Annotated in this window: 19 protein-coding genes; 5 read left to right on the forward strand and 14 right to left on the reverse strand. The window is 71.6% G+C overall.

Going from position 1 to position 18,614, the window contains the following annotated elements; genetic code table 11:
• Positions 1-41: 41 nt before the first annotated feature.
• The 6 genes from ACQP2Y_RS22950 to ACQP2Y_RS22975 all read right to left on the reverse strand — a co-directional run bounded on the left by ACQP2Y_RS22950 (position 42) and on the right by ACQP2Y_RS22975 (position 6,494).
• Positions 42-1,352 (reverse strand): alpha/beta hydrolase, encoded by a 1,311-nt coding sequence (locus ACQP2Y_RS22950; protein ID WP_433732035.1) that lies wholly within the window; start codon positions 1,350-1,352, stop codon positions 42-44.
• Positions 1,353-1,404: 52 nt separating this feature from the next.
• Positions 1,405-1,965 carry a hypothetical protein gene (locus tag ACQP2Y_RS22955; protein ID WP_433731526.1) on the reverse strand — a complete coding sequence of 187 codons (561 nt, stop codon included), beginning with the start codon at positions 1,963-1,965 and terminating at the stop codon, positions 1,405-1,407.
• A gap of 3 nt (positions 1,966-1,968) precedes the next feature.
• On the reverse strand, positions 1,969-2,517 hold the full coding sequence (locus ACQP2Y_RS22960; protein WP_433731528.1) for a DUF6653 family protein: 549 nt from the start codon (positions 2,515-2,517) through the stop codon (positions 1,969-1,971).
• A 235-nt stretch (positions 2,518-2,752) separates the two neighbouring features.
• Positions 2,753-4,120 carry a diacylglycerol/lipid kinase family protein gene (locus ACQP2Y_RS22965; RefSeq protein WP_433731530.1) on the reverse strand — a complete coding sequence of 456 codons (1,368 nt, stop codon included), beginning with the start codon at positions 4,118-4,120 and terminating at the stop codon, positions 2,753-2,755.
• A gap of 11 nt (positions 4,121-4,131) precedes the next feature.
• Positions 4,132-5,811, reverse strand: coding sequence for an alpha/beta hydrolase (locus ACQP2Y_RS22970; RefSeq protein WP_433731532.1), 1,680 nt, complete (start codon positions 5,809-5,811; stop codon positions 4,132-4,134).
• Positions 5,808-6,494 carry a hypothetical protein gene (locus tag ACQP2Y_RS22975; RefSeq protein ID WP_433731534.1) on the reverse strand — a complete coding sequence of 229 codons (687 nt, stop codon included), beginning with the start codon at positions 6,492-6,494 and terminating at the stop codon, positions 5,808-5,810. The genes ACQP2Y_RS22970 and ACQP2Y_RS22975 overlap by 4 nt, the downstream gene beginning before the upstream one ends.
• Positions 6,495-6,741: 247 nt before the next feature.
• On the opposite strand from ACQP2Y_RS22975, the gene ACQP2Y_RS22980 reads away from it, so the two are divergent.
• Positions 6,742-7,149 (forward strand): hypothetical protein, encoded by a 408-nt coding sequence (locus ACQP2Y_RS22980; protein WP_433731536.1) that lies wholly within the window; start codon positions 6,742-6,744, stop codon positions 7,147-7,149.
• Between the two features lie 80 nt (positions 7,150-7,229).
• Positions 7,230-7,466 (forward strand): hypothetical protein, encoded by a 237-nt coding sequence (locus ACQP2Y_RS22985; protein ID WP_433731538.1) that lies wholly within the window; start codon positions 7,230-7,232, stop codon positions 7,464-7,466.
• Here ACQP2Y_RS22985 and ACQP2Y_RS22990 read toward each other — a convergent pair.
• The 8 genes from ACQP2Y_RS22990 to ACQP2Y_RS23025 form a co-directional block, all read right to left on the reverse strand.
• Entirely contained in the window at positions 7,439-8,623 is a 1,185-nt protein-coding gene (locus ACQP2Y_RS22990) for an RNA polymerase sigma factor (RefSeq protein ID WP_433731540.1), read from the reverse strand. The genes ACQP2Y_RS22985 and ACQP2Y_RS22990 overlap by 28 nt on opposite strands.
• A gap of 2 nt (positions 8,624-8,625) precedes the next feature.
• On the reverse strand, positions 8,626-8,973 hold the full coding sequence (locus tag ACQP2Y_RS22995) for a YciI family protein (RefSeq protein ID WP_433731542.1): 348 nt from the start codon (positions 8,971-8,973) through the stop codon (positions 8,626-8,628).
• An 84-nt stretch (positions 8,974-9,057) separates the two neighbouring features.
• The gene (locus ACQP2Y_RS23000) at positions 9,058-9,612 is read right to left on the reverse strand and encodes an alpha/beta hydrolase (RefSeq protein WP_433731544.1); all 555 of its coding nucleotides are present in this window, start codon (positions 9,610-9,612) and stop codon (positions 9,058-9,060) included.
• Between the two features lie 10 nt (positions 9,613-9,622).
• On the reverse strand, positions 9,623-10,432 hold the full coding sequence (locus ACQP2Y_RS23005; protein WP_433731546.1) for an SAM-dependent methyltransferase: 810 nt from the start codon (positions 10,430-10,432) through the stop codon (positions 9,623-9,625).
• Between the two features lie 94 nt (positions 10,433-10,526).
• Complete coding sequence (locus tag ACQP2Y_RS23010) at positions 10,527-11,789, reverse strand: amidohydrolase (RefSeq protein ID WP_433731548.1); 1,263 nt, start codon at positions 11,787-11,789, stop codon at positions 10,527-10,529.
• A gap of 4 nt (positions 11,790-11,793) precedes the next feature.
• Positions 11,794-12,147, reverse strand: coding sequence for a winged helix-turn-helix transcriptional regulator (locus ACQP2Y_RS23015; protein ID WP_433731550.1), 354 nt, complete (start codon positions 12,145-12,147; stop codon positions 11,794-11,796).
• Between the two features lie 48 nt (positions 12,148-12,195).
• Positions 12,196-12,912: an alpha/beta hydrolase gene (locus ACQP2Y_RS23020; RefSeq protein ID WP_433731553.1), complete on the reverse strand. Its 717-nt coding sequence runs from the start codon at positions 12,910-12,912 to the stop codon at positions 12,196-12,198.
• Between the two features lie 78 nt (positions 12,913-12,990).
• On the reverse strand, positions 12,991-14,031 hold the full coding sequence (locus tag ACQP2Y_RS23025; RefSeq protein ID WP_433731555.1) for a LacI family DNA-binding transcriptional regulator: 1,041 nt from the start codon (positions 14,029-14,031) through the stop codon (positions 12,991-12,993).
• Positions 14,032-14,254: 223 nt separating this feature from the next.
• On the opposite strand from ACQP2Y_RS23025, the gene ACQP2Y_RS23030 reads away from it, so the two are divergent.
• From ACQP2Y_RS23030 to ACQP2Y_RS23040, 3 genes are read left to right on the forward strand one after another with little or no spacing between them, the layout of a single operon-like run.
• Complete coding sequence (locus ACQP2Y_RS23030) at positions 14,255-15,187, forward strand: carbohydrate ABC transporter permease (RefSeq protein ID WP_433731557.1); 933 nt, start codon at positions 14,255-14,257, stop codon at positions 15,185-15,187.
• Positions 15,184-16,005, forward strand: coding sequence for a carbohydrate ABC transporter permease (locus ACQP2Y_RS23035; RefSeq protein ID WP_433731559.1), 822 nt, complete (start codon positions 15,184-15,186; stop codon positions 16,003-16,005). Before ACQP2Y_RS23030 ends, ACQP2Y_RS23035 begins: the two co-directional genes overlap by 4 nt.
• Positions 16,002-18,608 (forward strand): family 78 glycoside hydrolase catalytic domain, encoded by a 2,607-nt coding sequence (locus ACQP2Y_RS23040; protein WP_433731561.1) that lies wholly within the window; start codon positions 16,002-16,004, stop codon positions 18,606-18,608. The genes ACQP2Y_RS23035 and ACQP2Y_RS23040 overlap by 4 nt, the downstream gene beginning before the upstream one ends.
• The last annotated feature ends 6 nt before the right edge of the window (positions 18,609-18,614 follow it).

The following is an 18,614-nucleotide window of genomic DNA, read 5'->3' on the forward strand; positions in this document are numbered from 1 at the left end:
GGAGACCCGCCGGTCCCAGGTGATGCGGTGAAGCCTTTTTGTCACCGCTCACAGATCAGGTCCGTGGCCGGCAGAGGCCCGCCGAGCAGGTATTCGGTCACCGCGTCGTCGACGCAGGCGTTGCCCGCTCCGAGGTAGGCGCCATGCCGGAAGGCGCCACGCAAGGTGACCTGCCGGGAGCCGGACAGAGCGCGGTGCATGACCAGCTGACCGGCGTACGGGGTGGCCGGGTCGCCCGTCGCGCTCACCACCATCGCCGGGGTGTCGTTGTCGATGGTGGTTGCCGGCTCGACCGGATCGGTAGGCCAGAACGCGCAGGGGGTGATGTTGCGGGTCATCGGCCCGAAGAGCGGCTCGGACGCCCGATGATCCTGGATGTCGCGGAAGTACGTCGCAGGAAGGCGCGACACCGCTCGATCGGCGCATAGCACGGGTGTCCCGGCCCGGTCGGTGGCGGCACCCGTACCGGTCAGGACACCGGCCAGGAACTGGTCCAGTGCCGGCGAAGGCGTGACGGCCCGGCCATGGCGTGCGGCGTCCAGGGTCCGTACGGTGTCGGACAGGGCCGCGTACGCCGCGTCGCTGTCGTCGAACAGGCCGGCGAACAACAGGTACGGCACCAGCCGGCCGTCCACCGCGTACGGGCCGATCCGCAACGGCCGCCGACCGGCGACCTGGTTGATCCGGTCCACCGTGGCGAGCACCTGAGCGGTCGTCGTGCCGAGGTGGTAGTCGCCGTGCCCGGCCGCCCAGCCGGCCCAGTTCCGCAGGGCGGCGGCGATGGCGGGGCCGTTGCGGGTGAACAGCCCTGGGCCGTAGACGGTCGGGTCGGCGGCCGAATCGAGCACGAAGCGGTCGGCGTGTGACCCGAACTCCTGGAGGTAAACGGCACCGAGATAGGTCCCGTAGGAGACGCCGAGATAGGAGATCCTCCGCTCGCCCAGCGCGCGGCGCACGGCGTCGAGGTCGCGGGCGGTGTTGCGGGTCGACGCGAACGGCAGCAGGTCCGGGTCGAGGTTGCGGCAACCCCGCGCGAGGTCCCGCATGAGGTCGACGCCGGTGCGGAAGGTCCGCAGGTCCGGTCCGGCCGACCGGGTGAACGTGTCGGTCGGCCAGTCGCAGTGCAGCGGCGCGCTGCGCCCGACGAAGCGTGGGTCCATCCCGATGAAGTCGTAGCGGGCGGCGAGCTCGGGCATCGACGGTGCGAGCAGAGCCAGGGGGAGGCCGGGCACGCCGGGACCACCGGGATTGGTGAGCAGGACGCCTCGTCGCCGGCCGGGGTCGGTCGCCTGGATCCGGGAGATGGCGACGGCGATCGTCCGGCCCCGCGGCCGGCGGTAGTCGACCGGCACGGTGACCTCGGCGCACTGCGCACCGGCGGCGTCGAGAGCGGCCCCGAGCTGGTCATCTTGCCCGGTCGAGCAGCTGTGCCAGCCGATCGACGTCGCGGTGCCGGCGGCCGGAGCGGGTGCGAAGGGAACCGGGCTCAGCGCAGCGACCGCGAGGACGGCGGTGGCGGCGACGGGGATGCGGGGCATTGTGACTCCTTGCCTGGTGGGTACGGGCGGACGACGGGTCACGCCACCGGAGCAGGCCGGCGGACCGGGCCGCCGGGAGCTCGGCCTGGAGCCTGCTGAGCACCTCGGCGTACCGGTTCTGTTCGGTCACGCTGAGCACGACGAGCGGTAGGTCGCCCAGGTCGCGGGTTGGGTCCACCTGCTCGCGCCGCACCCACGCCCAGTTGGCCGACATCGACGCCATACCCGACTCCAGGACGACGGTGGGCACGTCGCCCGGCTCGCCGGACACGACCAGATGAAGGCGGTGATCACCCACGTCGATCAGCTCGCCGGGAGGCGGGAACCGGCGCCGGTCGCGCCGGGAGGCGATCGCCTGCCAGCTCGCCCCGATACCGGCGGCGGTCAGCGTTGCCGCCAGCACGGTGACGGTTGTCGGGTACGCCATGGCTCAGTACTCCCACCGGGCGTACCGCGGATCGCGGCTCTTCATGTCCTCGAACAGCAACACCTGCCGGTCGATGTACCAGGCCTTGGCGGTCTGCAGGATCACCAGGCCCGCGATGGTGTCGACCACCTGGAGCCGGACCAGGCCGTAGGCGAGCACGGCCGCCCCGATGAGCTGGACCGCGTACGTCACGTTCAGCACGGCCGTGGTGAACTGGGCCGGGGGTGCGACCGTGGTGCGTTCGGACCAGACCCGTTCGCCGAAGACCCCTTTCGACGCCCAGTTGCGGGTGGACCTGGGCTTCGGGAACAGCAGCGGATTGATCATCATGAAGACCAGCGAGGCGACGACCGGCACGAGGCACCACCAGCCGATCCAGTCCCGGCTCCAGACCGACAATGCGAGCAGCGGGAGGACCGAGAACCTGGTCCAGACGCTGACGGGGTTGGCGTGCCGCGTCCACTTCTCACCCTCCAGACCGAACATCTTGGCCACCCGCTGTTCGCTGGTGGCCTTCGCGGTCGGTGGCGGGGGCGCCGCGGCAGTGTTCATGCGAACTCCTCGGTTCGGGTCCGGCTGGCAACTGACACCGTTGACGCTCGCAGGCCGAAGGCTCGCCGACCAGCCGGGCGCCTGGTCTGTCGGGGGGCCGGTTTTCTGGTGTGACGGCGGCCGCCCCGCTGTCCCGCGGCGTACCGCCGTTTCGTCGACGCGCCCGTTTCAGCGAGCTGCGGGAGAGCGAATGGCGGCGGACCCCGGACGGCCGGCGCGACGGCGGGTCGCCGGCTCAGCGGGACGCCGGAACGACCTGAGGGTTCCGGCCGGCGACCGGCGCGGCCTCGGGCCGTCCGCGCAGGATCCGGACGAGCGCGTTCAGGTCGCGGCGGGTCACGGCCGCGTTTCGCCGGATCTGGCGGGAGCGGCCGTGCCGCGGCAGGCGGACCCGCAGCACGCCGGGAAGCGAGGCGAACCGCAGCGGCGGTGTCAGCACCAGCGACTCGCCGTCCAGGCCGATCGGGACCGGCGCCGCGGAGCGGACCTCGAAGGCGGTTCCGGACCACCCCAGCATCTCCGCGAACCGGCGCGGCGGCAGCGCCCGGCGGTCGCCAGCGCTGCCGCGTACCCGGCCGGTCAGGATGCCCAGCCGGCCGGCATCCATCCTCGGCCGGCCGCCCACCCGGCCGAGGCGGGTCAGCCGGTAGGGGTTGTTCGAGACGAGCACCAGAGACATGCCGGTGCGCGGCCGCCCGTCGGGCCCGTCGAACGTCAGATCCGGTGGTGCCGCGGCCGGGCCGAGCAGGTCCGGCAGCAGCCGGCCCCACGTTCTCAGCTTGGCGCCACGGTAGGCGCCTGAGCGCACGACCTCGGCATACACGCCGAGCGAGGCGTTGTTGACGAACACCCGCCCGTTGACCTGCCCGAGATCGACGGTGCGTTCCACCCCGTCGGTGAACGCGTCCAGGGCCCGGAGCACGTCGCCGCGGTCGAGCCCCAGGTCGAGCGCGAAGTGGTTGCGGGTGCCGGCGGGCACGCAGGCGTAGGCGATGCCGTGGCGGGCCGCGGTGGCGGCGACGACGGCCTGCGATCCGTCGCCACCGGCCATGCCCAGCACGTCGGCGCCGTGCGCCGCGGCCCGTTCGGCGAGCTGGGCCAGGTCATCGCCGGGCGCGAGCGTGATCACGCGGATTCCCCGGCCGGCCGCCTCGGCGGCCAGGTGCAGCCTGACCGCGGTGGCGTTGCCCGACTTCGGGTTGATCAGCAGGACGCCGTGGCGAGCCGCGCCGACCGGGTGCGCCGGCCGGGACCCGAACAGTGCCGCGGCGTCCGGGCCCAACGCGTAACGGCCGGCCAGAGCGAAGAGGAGCAGCAGGGTCAGCTGGAGGAGGAGCACGGACAGCCCGATCAGGACGGCGGCCGCGGCGGCGAGCACCGCCGCGATCACCCCGAGGATGCGCAATACGCCGCGCCTGGTCAGCGCGTACCAGATCCCCACCGTCACGACCGCGACCGACAGCACGAGGGTGACCAGGTTCGCGGGGTGCTGGATCGTGGCCTCGAGGCCCGCCGCCAGGGCGATGATCGGGGCGGCGAGGGCGACCAGGGCGGCCAGGCGGCGGGCCGCGAGCAAGGCCGCCTGCTTGCGGTGGGCAGTCATGACAGGTCCCTTCAGCGGGGCGCGGGGTGGTCGAGCAGGGCGCGCAGGCGGACGGTGTCGGCGGCGGTCCAGCCGGGCGGGGCGGTCAGCGCGGCCCAGCCGTCCACCACGCCGGAGCCGTAGACGTGGCCGTGACCGGCCGGCACGCTGTTCGCGGCGAACTGGTCGACCAGCGTCTGCCAGAAGGTCACCACCGGGTACCAGTGCATCGCGGGGGACACATCAGGCCCGCGCGGATCGTCCAGCCAGGCCGGCCGTGCGATCAGCAGCTCCGGCGTCCACCAGACGATCGGATCGGACGAGTTCTGCAGGTAGACGACCTTCGGCTGCGGTATCCGCGGCGTGCGCAGGTCGGCCGGGTTCTGGGCGAATCGCACCGGCTGCGATGCGAGCGGGTTCCAGACCGGGCTCCCGGCGGTGCGGGTGTCCGTCAGGTCCCGGTGGATCGGGTTGGCGAACGGCGGTCCGACCAGCAGCACGCCGTCGGCCGTGCCGGCCAGGGCCGGCAGGTCCGCGAAGGCGCTCTCCGTGCCGTACGAGCCGAGGCTCTCGCCGAACAGCAGCAGCTTGGGCCGGGTCTGCGCGGGCATGACCGCCCAGCGCTCGTACACCGCCCCGATCAGGGCGCCCGCGGACTCCCGCACCTTCGATCTGTCGGTCAGGAACGAGATCCAGCTCGGCAGGTACGAGTACTGCATGGACACCAGGGCGGTGTCACCGGCGTACATGTATTCCAGCGAATCGGTGACGGCACTGTCCAGCCAACCGGTGCCGGTGGGCGTGAGCACGCCGATCACCGCGCGGTCCCAGGCGCCGGTGCGGTCCATCTCCCGGAGCACGAGTTGCGCCCGCGCCCGCGCCGAGCCGGCCGACTTCAGGCCGGCATAGACACGGATCGGCTCGGTGCCCGGGGCGCCGGCGAACGTGCCGAGCTGGACGACGGACGGCCCGGTGCCGACGAACCGCCGGCCCTGCCGGCCGAGCGACCGCCGGCTCACGGCCGATCCGGGGCCGCCCGAGCGCAGCCGCGTGACGGGCGTCCGGGTGCCGGCGTCGGTGCCGCCGTCGGTCAGGGCGGCGGTACGGTCGGCGACGGCGAGCAGTTGCTCCTGCGCCACCCCGTCGACGAAGCCGAGGGCGAGCAGGCCCACGACCAGGACGCCGGTGCCGTACGCGACCGGCCGCGGGACGAAGCGACCCAGCACCCGGGCGATCCGCCGGGTGGCCAGTCGCATCGACCGCGCGATCAGCAGCAGGAGCAGGAACGTCAGCAGGCTCACGCCGATGATGCGCACGATGTCGTACGCCGGCATCTGCTCCAGCTCCACCCGGGCCCGCAGCTGCTGTTGCCACCGGGTGCCGAGCGCGAGGAACAGCACACCCAGCAGCGGTCCGGCGATGATCACGGCCCACCAGCAGATCCGGGTCGCGCGCGGATGGCCGTGCCGCTGGAATCGGCGCACGATCGCGCCCAGCGCGGCACCGATCGCGTACCCGATGGTGGCGGTGAGCCCGCTGACCACACCCTGCAACAGGACCGGCCGGGGCAACAGCGACGGGGTCAGCGACAGGCAGAAGAAGGCGATCGCGAAACCGCAGCCGGTCAGCCCCAGTCGCGCGCGGACCACCCGCAGCCGCCGGTACGGCCGGTGCGGACGGTCCTCGATCGTGCGGTCGGCGACGACGGTCACGGCAGCGGCCTGATCTGCACGGTGCCGACCTCGGTCCGCACCTCGATGCGGTGCGCCGAAGCCGGATCCCGGTCGACGCTGACGCTGCCCGGGCCCGCGGGCATGCGGACATCGACGGCGTACGTGGTGGTTCCCGGCACCCGGAGGTCGACGGCGCCCATGCTGCTGGTGGAGCTGATCAGGGCGGGCGCCTCGGCGAACTCCAGGGAGGTCGCCCCCAGCTCGGTCTTGACGGTCACCGCGTCGCTGGTCAGGGCTCGGCCCTCGACGGCGCCGGCCTCGGTGGTGATCCGGATGTCCCCGGCCACGCCGTCCACCTTGATCGCGCCGGCCTGTGCGGTGATGTCCAGGGCCGTGGCCGCGGGCATCCGGATTCGGTACCGGACCTCGCAGCGGGCGTCGTCATCGCCGCAGCCGGACTCGGTGAGCCGCAACGTCGTACCCGCGACCTCGTGCGCCGTCGTGGGCCTGCCCCGCGAGTATCGGTGCTCCTCGGTGACTGTCACCGGGCCCTCGCCGGTCATGACCTCCACACTGGCGGCGCGGGCGCCGATCACCAGGGAGGTGACCGATTCGTCGATCCGGTAGGACATCTCGTCGGTGGTGGTGGAGTCGCCGGTGCAGGCGGCGAGGGGCAGCAGCAGGGCGGTGGCGGTCAGCGCCGCCGCGATATGTCGTGGCATGGCATTCACCTGTCGCAGAAGGAATGGTCCAGGACCGGCTGGTAGCGGTTGTCTTCACGCTCGCAGCCGGGGCCCTTGACGGTAAGGCGGCGTACTGGCCTCTCCGGGGGGCGGTTTTCTGGTGTGCCCGGAGCCGGGAGGTCCGTCGGCTGCGTCCCTTGCCGGCGCTTGCTCGCCGTCAGGGTCCGTCTTCGCGCATCAGGCGTGCGCTGAACGCTTCGGTCCGCCCGCAGTTACGCTGACGAGCGTGAGCGAGGACGGCGTCGAGCGTATTGAACGCCGTCGCGCCGAGGCCGCCCGGCGCGCCAAGGAACTGGGCGAGCGCATCGCCGAGCTGGGCCGCCGCCGCGCGGAATGGAACGCGGACACCCGGGGCTCAGGCGTCGAGCAGTTGCGCGTCGCCCGCGAGAACGTCGACCGGGCCCGCCGAACTGCCGCGGCGGCCGCCGAACGGGCCGCAGCCGCGGCCGAGTCCTCGGCGATCGTGCACGACCGGGCCGCGCTGCTGCACGAGGAACTGGCCAAGGGCGGCGGCAGCGGTGCCGAACACCATCTGCGCCGCGCGGCCGAGCACCGCCGTGGGGCCGGCGCCGACCGCGAAGTCGCGAAGAACAACCTGGCCGAGGCCGACCGTCGCCGCCTGCCGCCGCCGTAGCGGCCTTTCGCGACAACGGGCTTTTGCTGACTTAGGGGGCGTGGAGGCATAGATCTAGGCCGGTACGGTACGCAGCGTCCATGGCAGATGACGGGCTGTTGCAGTTGCTGCACGACTGCGACGAGTACGTGGTGCGGCAACGGCGGTTACTGGTTCGCGCGGAGGTCCTCGGCTTCCCGGGGGACTGCGTGGCGATGGACGCGGCGTTGGATCAGCTGGCCGCGAGCGTTGCCTCTGCCTGGCGGGCGGCGATCACCGAGGGCGAGGGAAAACGGAAGCGACCGTCGGATCAGTTGCGCGGTGACCCGGGCGGCTGAGGAGGCAGTTCTGTCAGGCGGCGTTCGAGGAAGCGCCGTTCGGCACCGTCGTCGGTGAGCGCCCTCGCCCGCCGGTACGCCTCGCGGGCCTCCTCGGTGCGTTCGAGCCTTCGCAGCAGTTCAGCCCGGGTCGAGTGCAGGTAACGGAAGTCGTCCAGGCCGAGCCCGTCGACGATGCGCAGACCCGCCTCCGGCCCGTCGATCTCGGCGACCGCGATGGCCCGGTTCAGCTCGACGACCGGGGAGGCGGTCAGGTGGGCGAGCTCGCCGTACAGTGCGGCGATCTGCGGCCAGTCACACGGCGTCTCGGCGTGCAGCGACGCGATCGCCGCTTGCAGCACGTACGGTCCGCGGCCGCCGAGGGCGATCGCCCGGTCGAGCTCGGCCCGCCCCCGGCTGATCTGCGCGATGTCCCACCGGGACCGGTCCTGATCCGGCAGCAACACCACCTCACCGTCCCGGAACCGGGTCTCGCGGCGGGAGTCGTGCAGCAGCATCATCGCCAGCAGTCCGCGGATCTCCGGATCGGCGGGCAGGAGCTCGGTCAGCGCACCGGCCAGCCAGATCGCCTCGGCGGCGAGGTCGTCGCGGCCGCCGTAGCCCTCATTGAAGATCAGATACACCACGGCCAGCACGGCGTCGAGGCGTTCGGGCAGCAGGTGGTCGGGCGGCACGCGGAACGGGATCCCGGCCGCCTTGATCTTGCGTTTGGCCCGGACCAGGCGCTGCGCCATGGTGCGTTCCGGGACCAGGAAGGCGCGGGCGATCTCGTCGGTGGTCAGGCCGCCCACGGTACGCAGCGTGAGCGCGACCTGGGCCTCGACGGCGAGCGCGGGGTGGCAGCACGTGAAGATGAGCTCCAGCCGCTCGTCGGGGAACGCGGTGGTGGTCATCGGCACCTCGGCCTCCCGGGCGGCGAGCAGGCCGGCCTTGGCGGCCAGGGTCCGCTCGCGGCGGATGCGGTCGGTGGCCCGGTTGCGGGCTGTCGTGATCAGCCAGGCGCGGGCGTTGCTCGGCACGCCGTCGCGGGGCCAGCGGTCGGCCGCGATGGCGAACGCCTCCTGCGCGGCGTCCTCGGCGAGGTCGAAGTCGCCGAGGACGCCGATCAGGGTGGCCAGGACGCGGCCCCACTCCTCGCGGAAGACCTCGTCGAGCATCGTTACCAGTACACCTGCGAAGGCCGGATCTCGACCGCGCCGCCGTAGCGGGCCGCCGGGACGCGGGCGGCCACTTCGATGGCCGCGTCGAGGTTGTCGGCCTCGAGGATGAACAGACCCCCGACGGATTCCTTCATCCCGACGAACGGGCCGTCGGTCGTCAGCGTCTTACCGCCTTCGACCCGTACCGTCGTCGCGTTCTCGGGCAGCCCCATCGGCGGCATGGGGGTGACGCCGGGGGTCTCGTTGATCCCCTGGTAGTCGGCGTAGACCTGCTTGCGGTCCTCCTCGGGGAGCGCGTTCTGCCGTTCGATCGCCGGGCCTTGATAGATCAACATGATGTACTTCATCGTCACTCCTGGGTCGGTCTCCGGAATCGTCGCAGTGAGACGAACGGCGAGTGGGGAATTCGACAGCTCGACCGAGCGGATTTCCTACAACGTGCGCACGAAGCTGTCCATGGCGACGGTGACGTGGCGCAGCACGTCGACCGAGTTCACGGGGTCGCCGGCGGTCTCCATGCTGTGATCGGCGTCCTGGGCCTCGTACCAGGGCCGGCCGAAACCGCGGGCGACCTCCGGATCCCATGACGGGTCGGCCGTACTGCCGACGAGCAGGAACGGCGCGGTGGCGCGACGCAGATCGGCCGGCACCGGCGAGTCACGCAGGATGGGCGTCAGCCAGACACCGGGCAGGCCGCGGTCCGCGGCCGTCGCTGCGGCGAACGCGCCCATGGACTTACCGGCCAGGGCGACGGCCCGCGCGGACTCCTGGTCGAGGATCCGGCTGACGTGAGCGTTCACGAAAGACCTCAGCCGAGCGGACCAGCCCGGCAGATCCTGACCGTCCGGCTCGGGCGGGCTCTCCGGCCACCGGACCTCCCGGGCCGTCCAGCCGTGCTTCACGAACACCGCACGGGCGAAGTGCAGCAGCGGCCGTTCAGCTGAGTAGCGCAGGCCGGGAAGCAGGAGGACGACTCTGTCAGGCATACGGGCGACCCTACGGCTTGACGGCGACGGCGCCGTACTCGTCGACCGCCCGGAGGTCCTTGGGGGTGGCATCGGGCGACGGACGCCACTGCGAGCACGGGACGAGGCCGGGCTCGACGACAGTCAGCCCGGTCAGGAAGCGGGCGAGCTGGTCGGGGTGGCGCAGGTGGTACGCCAGCGGCGCGTTGGTGTTCCACACGTCGATCGCCGCGGAGAAGGCGGGACCGTCGATGACGTCGGTGCCGTCGGCGGTCACCAGATAACTGCCCGATGGCAGGGCGGCCATCAGCTGCCCGACGATGCCGGCGGCCTCGTCCAGGTCGCCGACGTGGCCGAGAATGTTCATCAGGATCAGGCCGGTCGGCCGGGAGAGGTCGAGAGTCGTACGCCCGGCCGCCCGCAGGATCCCCACCGGGTCCTTCAGGTCGGCGTCGAGGTATTCGGTGCCGCCCTGCGGAGTGCCGGTCAGCAGAGTCCGGGCGTGGGTCAGCACCAGGGGATCGTTGTCGACGTACACGATCCGGGACTCCGGCGCGGCGGCCTGGGCCACCTGGTGGGTGTTCTCGGCGGTCGGCATGCCGGTGCCGATGTCGAGGAACTGGCGGATGCCGGCCTCGGTGGCCAGGAAGGTGACGGCCCGCTTCAGGAAGGCCCGCGACGACCGGGCCACAAGCGTGATGTCCGGGTACAGCTGCGCGAACTGATCACCGACCGTGCGATCGGGCTCGAAGTTGTCCTGGCCGCCCAGCCAGTAGTTCCAGACCCGGGCGGAGTGCGGGACGTTGCTGTCGAACGTCGCGCCGGGAGGGGCATCGGTCATCGTCAGCTCCGGGAGTCGGCAGTTCAGGAAGCCCCGAGCCTAGCCCTCGACGATCGCGCTGATCGCCCCTCGCGCTGCCTGGCCGGCCTCCGGGTCAGCGGGCGAGCCAGGCCAGGGCGGCCACGACCAGTGCCTGGGTCCCGGTGTCCAGAGTGGGCTGGAGAACAGGTACGAAAAGCGGCGAGTGGTTGACCGGAATGTCCTGCGCGATCCGGCCTGCCCGCTCCGCGCGACGGTACGCATCGGCGTCGATCCCGCCGATGCACCAGTAGGTGTAGGGCACGCCCAGCGCACGGGGGATGTCACTGAAGTCCTCACTCGCGGACTGTTGCGGGACCGTCCCCGCGCGGTCGGCGAAGAACTCCGCGAACGCCGAAGCGACCCGCTCGGTGGTCGCCGGATCGTTGTCGGTGAGGGGGAAACTGTCGTAGATCTCGAACTCGGGTTCACGCGGCGATCCGGAGGCCTGGCACTCGGCGGTCACGATCCGCCTGATCGCCGCCATCATCGCGGCGCGGGTGTCCGCACTGTACGTGCGGAGATTGAGCAGCAACCGTGCGGAGTCGGGGATGACGTTGCTCCTGGTGCCGGCCTGGATGCTGCCGACCGTGAGCACCGCCGTCTCGGTTGGCGGCACCTCGCGGGCCACGACGGTCTGCAGCCGGACCACGATCATCGCGGCCAGCACCACCGGATCGACCGCCGCCTGCGGCATCGAGCCGTGCGCGCCACGGCCGTGGACCGTCACCCGGATGCTGTCCGCCGCGGACAGCACCGGGCCGGCGTGCGTGCCGACCGAACCGGCGGGCAGAGCCATGACGTGCTGAGCGAGCGCCACGTCGACCCCCGCGACGATGCCGGCCAGGCCGTCGTCGACCATGCCGCGGGCTCCGTCGCCGGCCTCCTCCGCCGGTTGGAACAGCACGACGAGGGTGCCCCGCCAGGCGCCGGGACTGCCCGCGAAGAGCCGGGCGGCGCCGAGCAGACACGCCACGTGGACGTCGTGACCGCAGGCGTGCATCACCGGAACCTCGGCACCGGTGCTGTCGGTGCCGGTCGCCGTGCTCGCACAGGACACTCCGGTCTGTTCCCGTACCGGTAGTGCGTCCATGTCCGCCCGGAGCAGCACCGTGGAACCCGTGCCGTTGCGCAGCACGCCCACCACCCCGGTGCCGCCCACGCCGGTGTGCGTCTGGAACCCGTCCCGACGGAGATGCTCAGCGACCGTGGCCGCGGTCCGGTGCTCCTGATGCGACAACTCGGGGTGCTGGTGCAGGGAGCGATAGAGCTCCTCCTGCTCCGCGCGCATGTCCGCCAGTCCGGCGAGCACCGCCGACGCGGCCGCTGAGATGGTCATCGTGCTACTTGTCCCGTGCGTCGTGTGCGGCGCGGGCCTTCTCGACGAGCTCCAGGTTGGCCTCGCCCCAATCCAGCATGGGCCTGACGGCCGCGAGGAAGCTCGTGCCGAGCGGGGTGAGTTCGTAGCTGATGTTCGGCGGCATGACGTTGTGCACGGTCCGCAGCAGGATGCCGTCGCGTTCCAGGTTGCGCAGGGTCACGGTGAGCATCCGCTGGCTGATGCCGTCGATGCGTCGTCGGAGCTCGGTGAAGCGCAGCGGCCCGGCGCCGAGGGTGGACACGAGCACGAGGGACCACTTGTCCTCGATGATGGGCCGGCATCCTGCCCGCATGGGCCCGCTGTCGGCAGCGCTCATGACCACCCCCTGTCCGATCTTGAGCGTACCGGCCGGCCGGTACGCCGGTCAGGCGAGCTTCAGCAGCAGCTCGGAGAGCTCGACGGGCATCGTGATCATGCAGTCGTGGCCGGTGGGCAGCTCCCACACCTGCGCCGGCGTGCCGTTCGGCTGGACCTCGGGCAGCGGCCGCACGCCCGGTGGCGCTCCGAGCGTGCACCGGATGTAGGTGCGCGCGATCCTGGCCGCGGCCGGGTTGTCCAGCCGGGCGGGCTGCTCGAAGCAGAGGACCGACTCGTCCGACAGCAGCGTGCGCAGCCAGGCCAGGTCCGCGGGGTCGGTGACGCCGAAGAGGCCGGCGGACGGCATCTCCGGAAGCGGCGGAATGCGCCATGGGGTCCCGGTCCGCGCGGCCTGGTCGATCAGGAGCCGGGTCATGGGTACGACGTCGATCGCGTTCTCGCCGTGCGCCGGAATCATGGCGTCGACGTGGACCAGATGGGCGATCCGGTCCGGCACCTGGTTGGCCACCGACGAGATGACCAGGCCGGCGTAGCTGTGCCCGACCAGCACCACGTCGGTGAGGTCTTCGTCGGTGATCAGCCGGACGATGTCCTCGACGTGGGTGTCGAGGCCGACGTCGGGACTGAGCAGATGGGCGCGGTCGCCGTGACCGGTCAGCGAGGGAGCGAGAACGCGGTGCCCGGCCATGGTCAGGAGCGGGACGACCCGCTGCCAGCTTTCGCCGCTGTGCCAGGCGCCGTGGACCAGAAGATACGTGGACATGCTTCCCAGGGTCCGGAACCGTTGCCCAGCAGGCAATACGGCACATTGCTGTGCCCCGGTTCCCCCGGGGTAACCACGTCAGGCCGGTGGGGCCGCGGTGGACCGCCTAGTCACCAGGCTGGGGGAGAGCTTCACCTGCGCCGTCGGCCTGGTCCGGTCCGTGATGCGGTCCAGCAGCAGGCGGGCGGCGTTCACGCCCATCTGGTGCCCCGCCTGGTCGACGCTGGTCAGCGAGATCGGCCCGAACGCGGCGAAGGTCGTGTTGTCGTACCCGGCCAGCGAGATGTCGTGCGGCGTGGCGAGACCCTCCTCGGTGAGGGCGTCCAGCACTCCCATGGCCACGATGTCCGCGCCGGCGAAGATGGCCGTGGGGCGGCGGGGGCGGGCCAGCAGCTGGCGGGCGCCCAGGTAGCCGCCCTCCTGGGTGTAGGTGGTGGACACGACGTCGATCCCGTCGGCCAGGCCGTGGGCGTTCATCGCGTGGCGGTAGCCGTCGGCGCGCTGGGCGTTGGGCATCTCGACGAGGCGTACCGGGTCTTTCTCGAGGTGTTCGATGTGGGCGATGTGGCGGTGCCCGAGCTCGGCCAGGTGGGCGACGACCAGGCCGGCCCCGGCGAAGTCGTCGTCGGTGACCGTGTCGTAGTCGGGGGAGTGGCCGTGGCGGCCGATCACCACCGTCGGCAAGGTCCGGGCGACGGCCTGCAGGTGTCTGCGCGCGGAGATGGGCGCGATCAGGATGACGCCGTCCATGCTGCGGTCGATCATGGATTCCATGACGCGGGCCTCGCCGGCCTCGTCGTTGCAGCACTGGGCCATGAAGAACTGGTAGTCGGTGCCGTCGAGGTGCTCGGTCACGCCGTCCAGCACGTCGGCGAAGAACGGGTTGCGGATCTCCGGCAGCATCACGCCGATGGTGTACGTCTGCCCGCGCAGTCCCCGGGCCGCGGCTGACGGCCGGTAGCCCAGCTCCTCGATGGCCGACCGGACCTTCGTCTGCATCTGCGGGCTGGCGCCGTACGCGTTGCGCAGCACCTTGGACACCGCCGTGGTGGACACGCCGGCATGCCGGGCCACGTCGACGATCGTGACGCGGCGCGCGGGGTTCGGCTGTCTCGGCACGGAAAACTCCTTGGTTAGGGCAACGTTGCCCACCCTAGATCACCAGGCCGGAGCAGGGAACCCTTGACGTGTTTGACGTCGGCTCGTAGTGTCGGCGAAACATTTGGAGAACGTTACCCACGCCACTCCGGTCGCCTGGTCGGCGGCGGCTCCGCCCCTCCCGGTTCGTGCTCGCCCGCTCGGCGGCGCTACTGATGAAACGATTCAAAGTAAGTGGGCCCCCGTGACACTTGATCTCGAAGTCCGGCCACCCGGCCAGGCCACTCCGGCTCCGCGGGCATCGCGGCGGCGGGTCGCCCCGCCCTGGTGGTTCATGTTGCCGGCGCTGGCGCTGTTCACCTTCGTCGTGCTCGTGCCCAGCGCCCGTGGCGTCTACTACGCCTTCACCGACTGGGACGGTCTCGACCCCGACTTCGCCCTCGTCGGCCTGCGCAACTTCGCCGACCTGGCGAGCGACGCCGACGCGCGGCAGGCGATCTGGCACACGCTGCTCATCGCGGCGGCCATCACGGTCTTCCAGAACGGCATCGGCCTGCTGCTCGCCCTCGGTGTCAACAGCCTGATCAAGACCCGGAACTTCCTCCGCGTGCTGCTGTTCGCTCCCGCGGTCATCGCCCAGATCGTGACCGCCTACCTGTGGCGCAACCTGCTCGGCCCGGACGGCGCGGTCAACAGCCTGCTGGGCGCGGTCGGGCTGGACTCCTGGCGGCAGGACTGGCTGGGCGACCCGGGCCTGGCCCTGTGGATGATCGTCCTGGTCGTGGTGTGGCAGTACGCCGGCTACTCGATGGTCATCTTCCTGGCCGGCCTGCAGTCCATCCCGCGCGAGATCTACGAGGCTGCCGCGATCGACGGCACCGGTCCGGTCCGGCGCTTCTGGTCGATCGTCCGGCCGCTGCTCGCCCCCGCCATCACGATCAACCTGATGCTGTCGGTCATCGGCGGGCTCAAGCTCTTCGACCAGGTGTACGCGCTCACCGGCGGTGGCCCCGGCCACGCCACCGACACCATCTCCACGCTGATCTACAAGGACGCCTTCACCCTCGGCGAGTTCGGCTACAGCATCGCCATGGCGGTCGTGCTGACCGTCATCGTCGCGATCATCTCCGCCGGGCAGTACACCGGCCTGTCCCGCAACGAGAAGGCGGCCTCATGAACCGCTACACCAAGCGCACCCTCGGCCTCGAACTGGTCATGATCGCCGTCGGCATCGTCTTCGCCTTCCCGGTCTACGTGCTGGTCAACCTCGCCATCCGGCCGCCCTCGGACACCTCGTCGCCGATCACGCCGACCGGGTCACCGACCTTCGGCAACTTCACCGGAGCCTGGCAGTCGGCCGGCCTCGGCGGCGCCCTGATCAACAGCTTGCTGGTCACCGTCGTCAGCGTGCTCGTCGTGCTGGCCGTCTCGGCCCTGGCCGCGTACCCGCTCGCCCGGTCGACCGCCCGCTGGTCCCGCGGCACCTACCTGCTGATCATGCTGGGCCTGATCCTGCCGTTCCAGCTCGCCTCGCTGCCGCTCTACCAGACCGTGCGGGACCTGGGGCTGCTCGGCTCGGTGTGGTCGCTGATCCTGTTCTACTCCGGCCTGCAGGTGCCGTTCACGACCTTCCTGTACGCCGGGTTCCTGCGCGCTCTGCCGGCCGACTTCGAGGACGCGGCGTCGATCGACGGTGCCACGCCGCTGGAGACGTTCCGCTATGTCGTCTTCCCGATGCTCAAGCCCATCACGGTCACCGCCCTGGTGCTGAACGCGGTCGCGGTCTGGAACGACTTCTTCACCCCGCTGCTGTACCTGAGCGGCAGCGACCAGCAGACCATGCCCGTGGCCATCGCCGGCTTCGTCGGGCAGTACGTCTCCGACTGGAACCTCATCTTCGCCGCCCTGCTGATCAGCATCGTGCCGGTGCTCGCGGTCTACCTCGCCCTGCAACGCAGCATCATCAACGGCTTCGCCGGAGGGCTGAAGGGATGACACCGTACGGCCTGACCACCGAACAACGCACCGAGCCGCTCGGAATCGGTGAGCGACAGCCCCGGCTGTCCTGGAAATCGCGCAGCGACCGCCGCGGCGCGGCGCAGACCGCCTACCGCATCACGGCCGAGGTCCTCGGCCGGATCGTCTGGGACACCGGCCGCCGCGAGAGCGACGAGACCCTGCTGGTGCCGTGGGACGGCCCGGTCCTGCAGTCGGTGACCCGCTATCACTGGCGCGTCCAGGTGTGGGACGAGACCGGCGCCGCGGCGGGACAGGCGCAGAGCTGGTTCGAGACCGGTCTGCTGCACCGCGACGACTGGACCGCGGTGTGGATCGGCCGCGACCCGGTAGCCCTGCCGCCGGTCGACCCGCCCACCGACGAGGAACGTTCCTTCCCCGACCCGGCGGCGGCACCGCTGTACCTGTGGCGGGACTTCGAGCTGGCCGAGCCACCGATCCGGGCCCGGCTGTACGCGACGGCGCACGGTGTCTACGAGCCCAGCCTCAACGGCGAGAAGGTCGGCGACCACGAGCTCGCGCCCGGCTGGACCGAGTACCACCACCGCCTGCAGTACCAGACCTACGACGTCACCGGGCAGGTGCGCGCCGGCGTCAACGTCCTCGGCGCGATCGTCGCCGACGGCTGGTGGAGCGGTCACGTCGGGTTCGACCCGAGCCGGCCCGCCCGGCACTACGGCACCGCGCCGGCGTACCTGGCGCAGCTGGTGCTGGACTTCGCCGACGGCTCCCGGCGGGTGATCGCCACCGACGGCGATTGGCAGGAGCGACCCGGCCCGATCCGGTCGGCGGACCTGCTGATGGGCCAGTTCGTCGACGCCGGCCACCACGCCGGTCCGGCCGCGCCGGTGGCGGTGCTCGACACCGAGCCCGGCCCGCTGGTGGCCGAGCCGGACGAGCCGATCCGGGTCACCGCCGAGGTGCCCGCCGTGGCCGTGGAGCAGCGCGGACCCGGCCGTTTCATCGTCGACTTCGGACAGAACCTGGTCGGCCGCGTCCAGCTGCGGATCCGCGGCGCCGGTCCGGGGCACCGCATCGTGCTGCGCCACGCCGAGGTCCTGACCGACGGCGAGCTCTACCTCGACAATCTGCGCCGGGCGCAGGCGACCGACACCTACGTGACCGCCGGCGGCGACGAGGTGTTCGAGCCGCAGTTCACCTTCCACGGCTTCCGGTACGCCGAGATCACCGGCTACCCGGGCGTGCCGGCCCCCGCCGACGTGACCGCCCGAGTGCTGCACAACAACACGCCGTTCACCGGGCGGTTCGCGTGCTCGGACCCGACGGTCGAGCAGCTGCACGCAAACATCGTCTGGGGACAGCGCGGCAACTTCGTGGCGGTGCCCACCGACTGCCCGCAACGCGACGAGCGGCTCGGCTGGCTCGCCGACGCCCAGGTCTTCGCACCGACCGCGACCCGTAACGCCGACGTGTCCGCGTTCCTCGCCCGCTGGCTGCGCGACGTCATGGACGGGCAGAACGCCGACGGCGCCTTCCGGGACGTCGCGCCCGTCCTGGTCCTCGACCGCGAAGGCGCTCCCGCGTGGGGCGACGCCGGCGTCATCATCCCCTGGCTGCTCTGGCGCACCTACGGCGATCGGCGCACCCTCGAACGCAGCTTCGCCGCGATGGCCGCCTGGGTGCAGCACATCCGGCGGCACAACCCCGGCCTGCTGTGGCAGAACCGCACCGGCAACTCGTACGGCGACTGGCTGCAGGTCGATGCCGACACCCCGCGCGATGTGCTCGCCACCGCCTACTTCGCCCGCAGCGCCCAGATCGTCGCGGACGCCGCCGAGGTGCTCGGCCGGGACTCCACGCCGTACCGGACGCTGCACGCCGCCATCCGCAAGACCTTCATCGAGGCGTACGTCGGTGCGGACGGTGCCGTGGAGGGTGGCACCCAGACGGCGTACCTCCTGGCCCTGGGTTTTGATCTGCTGCCGCCGGAGCTGGTCGACGCCGCGGTGGGCCACCTCGCCGCCGATATCGAGAAGCGCGGCAACCGGCTGACCACCGGCTTCGTCGGCGTGTCCCTGCTGTGCCCGGTGCTGTCGGAGCACGGCCGCTCCGATCTCGCCTACGCCCTGCTGCACCAGGACGAGTTCCCGTCCTGGGGTTACTCCATCCGGCACGGCGCCACCACCATCTGGGAGCGCTGGGACGGCTGGACCGAGCACGGCGGGTTCCAGTCCGCCGCGATGAACTCCTTCAACCACTACAGCCTCGGCAGCATCGGCGACTGGCTCTACGGCCACGTCGCTGGCATCGACCAGACGCCCGGCTCGGTGGCCTACCGCGAGCTGCTGCTGAGGCCGCAACCCGGCGGGCGGCTCACCTGGGCCCGCGCCGAGCAGGAGACCGCCCGCGGGCTCGTCGCCTGCGGCTGGTCCCTGGACGGCGAGCTGCTCACGGTCACCGTCGCGGTGCCGCCCGGCAGCACTGCCGTCCTGGAGATCCCGACCTCCGACCCGGGAAGCGTGCGCGAGAGCGGCGCTCCCGTCCCGGCCGAACCGTCCGCCCGCGGAGCCACCGTGCGGCTGACGTCCGGCCGTTTCACCTTCACCGCCACCTCTTATTGATCTCCA

The sequence above is a fragment of the Actinoplanes sp. CA-051413 genome (assembly GCF_050955795.1).
Taxonomy (GTDB): Bacteria; Actinomycetota; Actinomycetes; order Mycobacteriales; family Micromonosporaceae; genus Actinoplanes.

Excerpts from the sequence above, each read along its gene's own strand:
- ACQP2Y_RS22955 (WP_433731526.1), bottom strand. The coding sequence starts at position 1,965 with ATGGCGTACCCGACAACCGTCACCGTGCTGGCGGCAACGCTGACCGCC.
- ACQP2Y_RS22960 (WP_433731528.1), bottom strand. The coding sequence starts at position 2,517 with ATGAACACTGCCGCGGCGCCCCCGCCACCGACCGCGAAGGCCACCAGC.
- ACQP2Y_RS22965 (WP_433731530.1), bottom strand. The coding sequence starts at position 4,120 with ATGACTGCCCACCGCAAGCAGGCGGCCTTGCTCGCGGCCCGCCGCCTG.
- ACQP2Y_RS22975 (WP_433731534.1), bottom strand. The coding sequence starts at position 6,494 with ATGCCACGACATATCGCGGCGGCGCTGACCGCCACCGCCCTGCTGCTG.
- ACQP2Y_RS22985 (WP_433731538.1), top strand. The coding sequence starts at position 7,230 with ATGGCAGATGACGGGCTGTTGCAGTTGCTGCACGACTGCGACGAGTAC.
- ACQP2Y_RS22990 (WP_433731540.1), bottom strand. The coding sequence starts at position 8,623 with ATGCTCGACGAGGTCTTCCGCGAGGAGTGGGGCCGCGTCCTGGCCACC.
- ACQP2Y_RS22995 (WP_433731542.1), bottom strand. The coding sequence starts at position 8,973 with ATGAAGTACATCATGTTGATCTATCAAGGCCCGGCGATCGAACGGCAG.
- ACQP2Y_RS23000 (WP_433731544.1), bottom strand. The coding sequence starts at position 9,612 with ATGCCTGACAGAGTCGTCCTCCTGCTTCCCGGCCTGCGCTACTCAGCT.
- ACQP2Y_RS23005 (WP_433731546.1), bottom strand. The coding sequence starts at position 10,432 with ATGACCGATGCCCCTCCCGGCGCGACGTTCGACAGCAACGTCCCGCAC.
- ACQP2Y_RS23010 (WP_433731548.1), bottom strand. The coding sequence starts at position 11,789 with ATGACCATCTCAGCGGCCGCGTCGGCGGTGCTCGCCGGACTGGCGGAC.
- ACQP2Y_RS23015 (WP_433731550.1), bottom strand. The coding sequence starts at position 12,147 with ATGAGCGCTGCCGACAGCGGGCCCATGCGGGCAGGATGCCGGCCCATC.
- ACQP2Y_RS23020 (WP_433731553.1), bottom strand. The coding sequence starts at position 12,912 with ATGTCCACGTATCTTCTGGTCCACGGCGCCTGGCACAGCGGCGAAAGC.
- ACQP2Y_RS23035 (WP_433731559.1), top strand. The coding sequence starts at position 15,184 with ATGAACCGCTACACCAAGCGCACCCTCGGCCTCGAACTGGTCATGATC.
- ACQP2Y_RS23040 (WP_433731561.1), top strand. The coding sequence starts at position 16,002 with ATGACACCGTACGGCCTGACCACCGAACAACGCACCGAGCCGCTCGGA.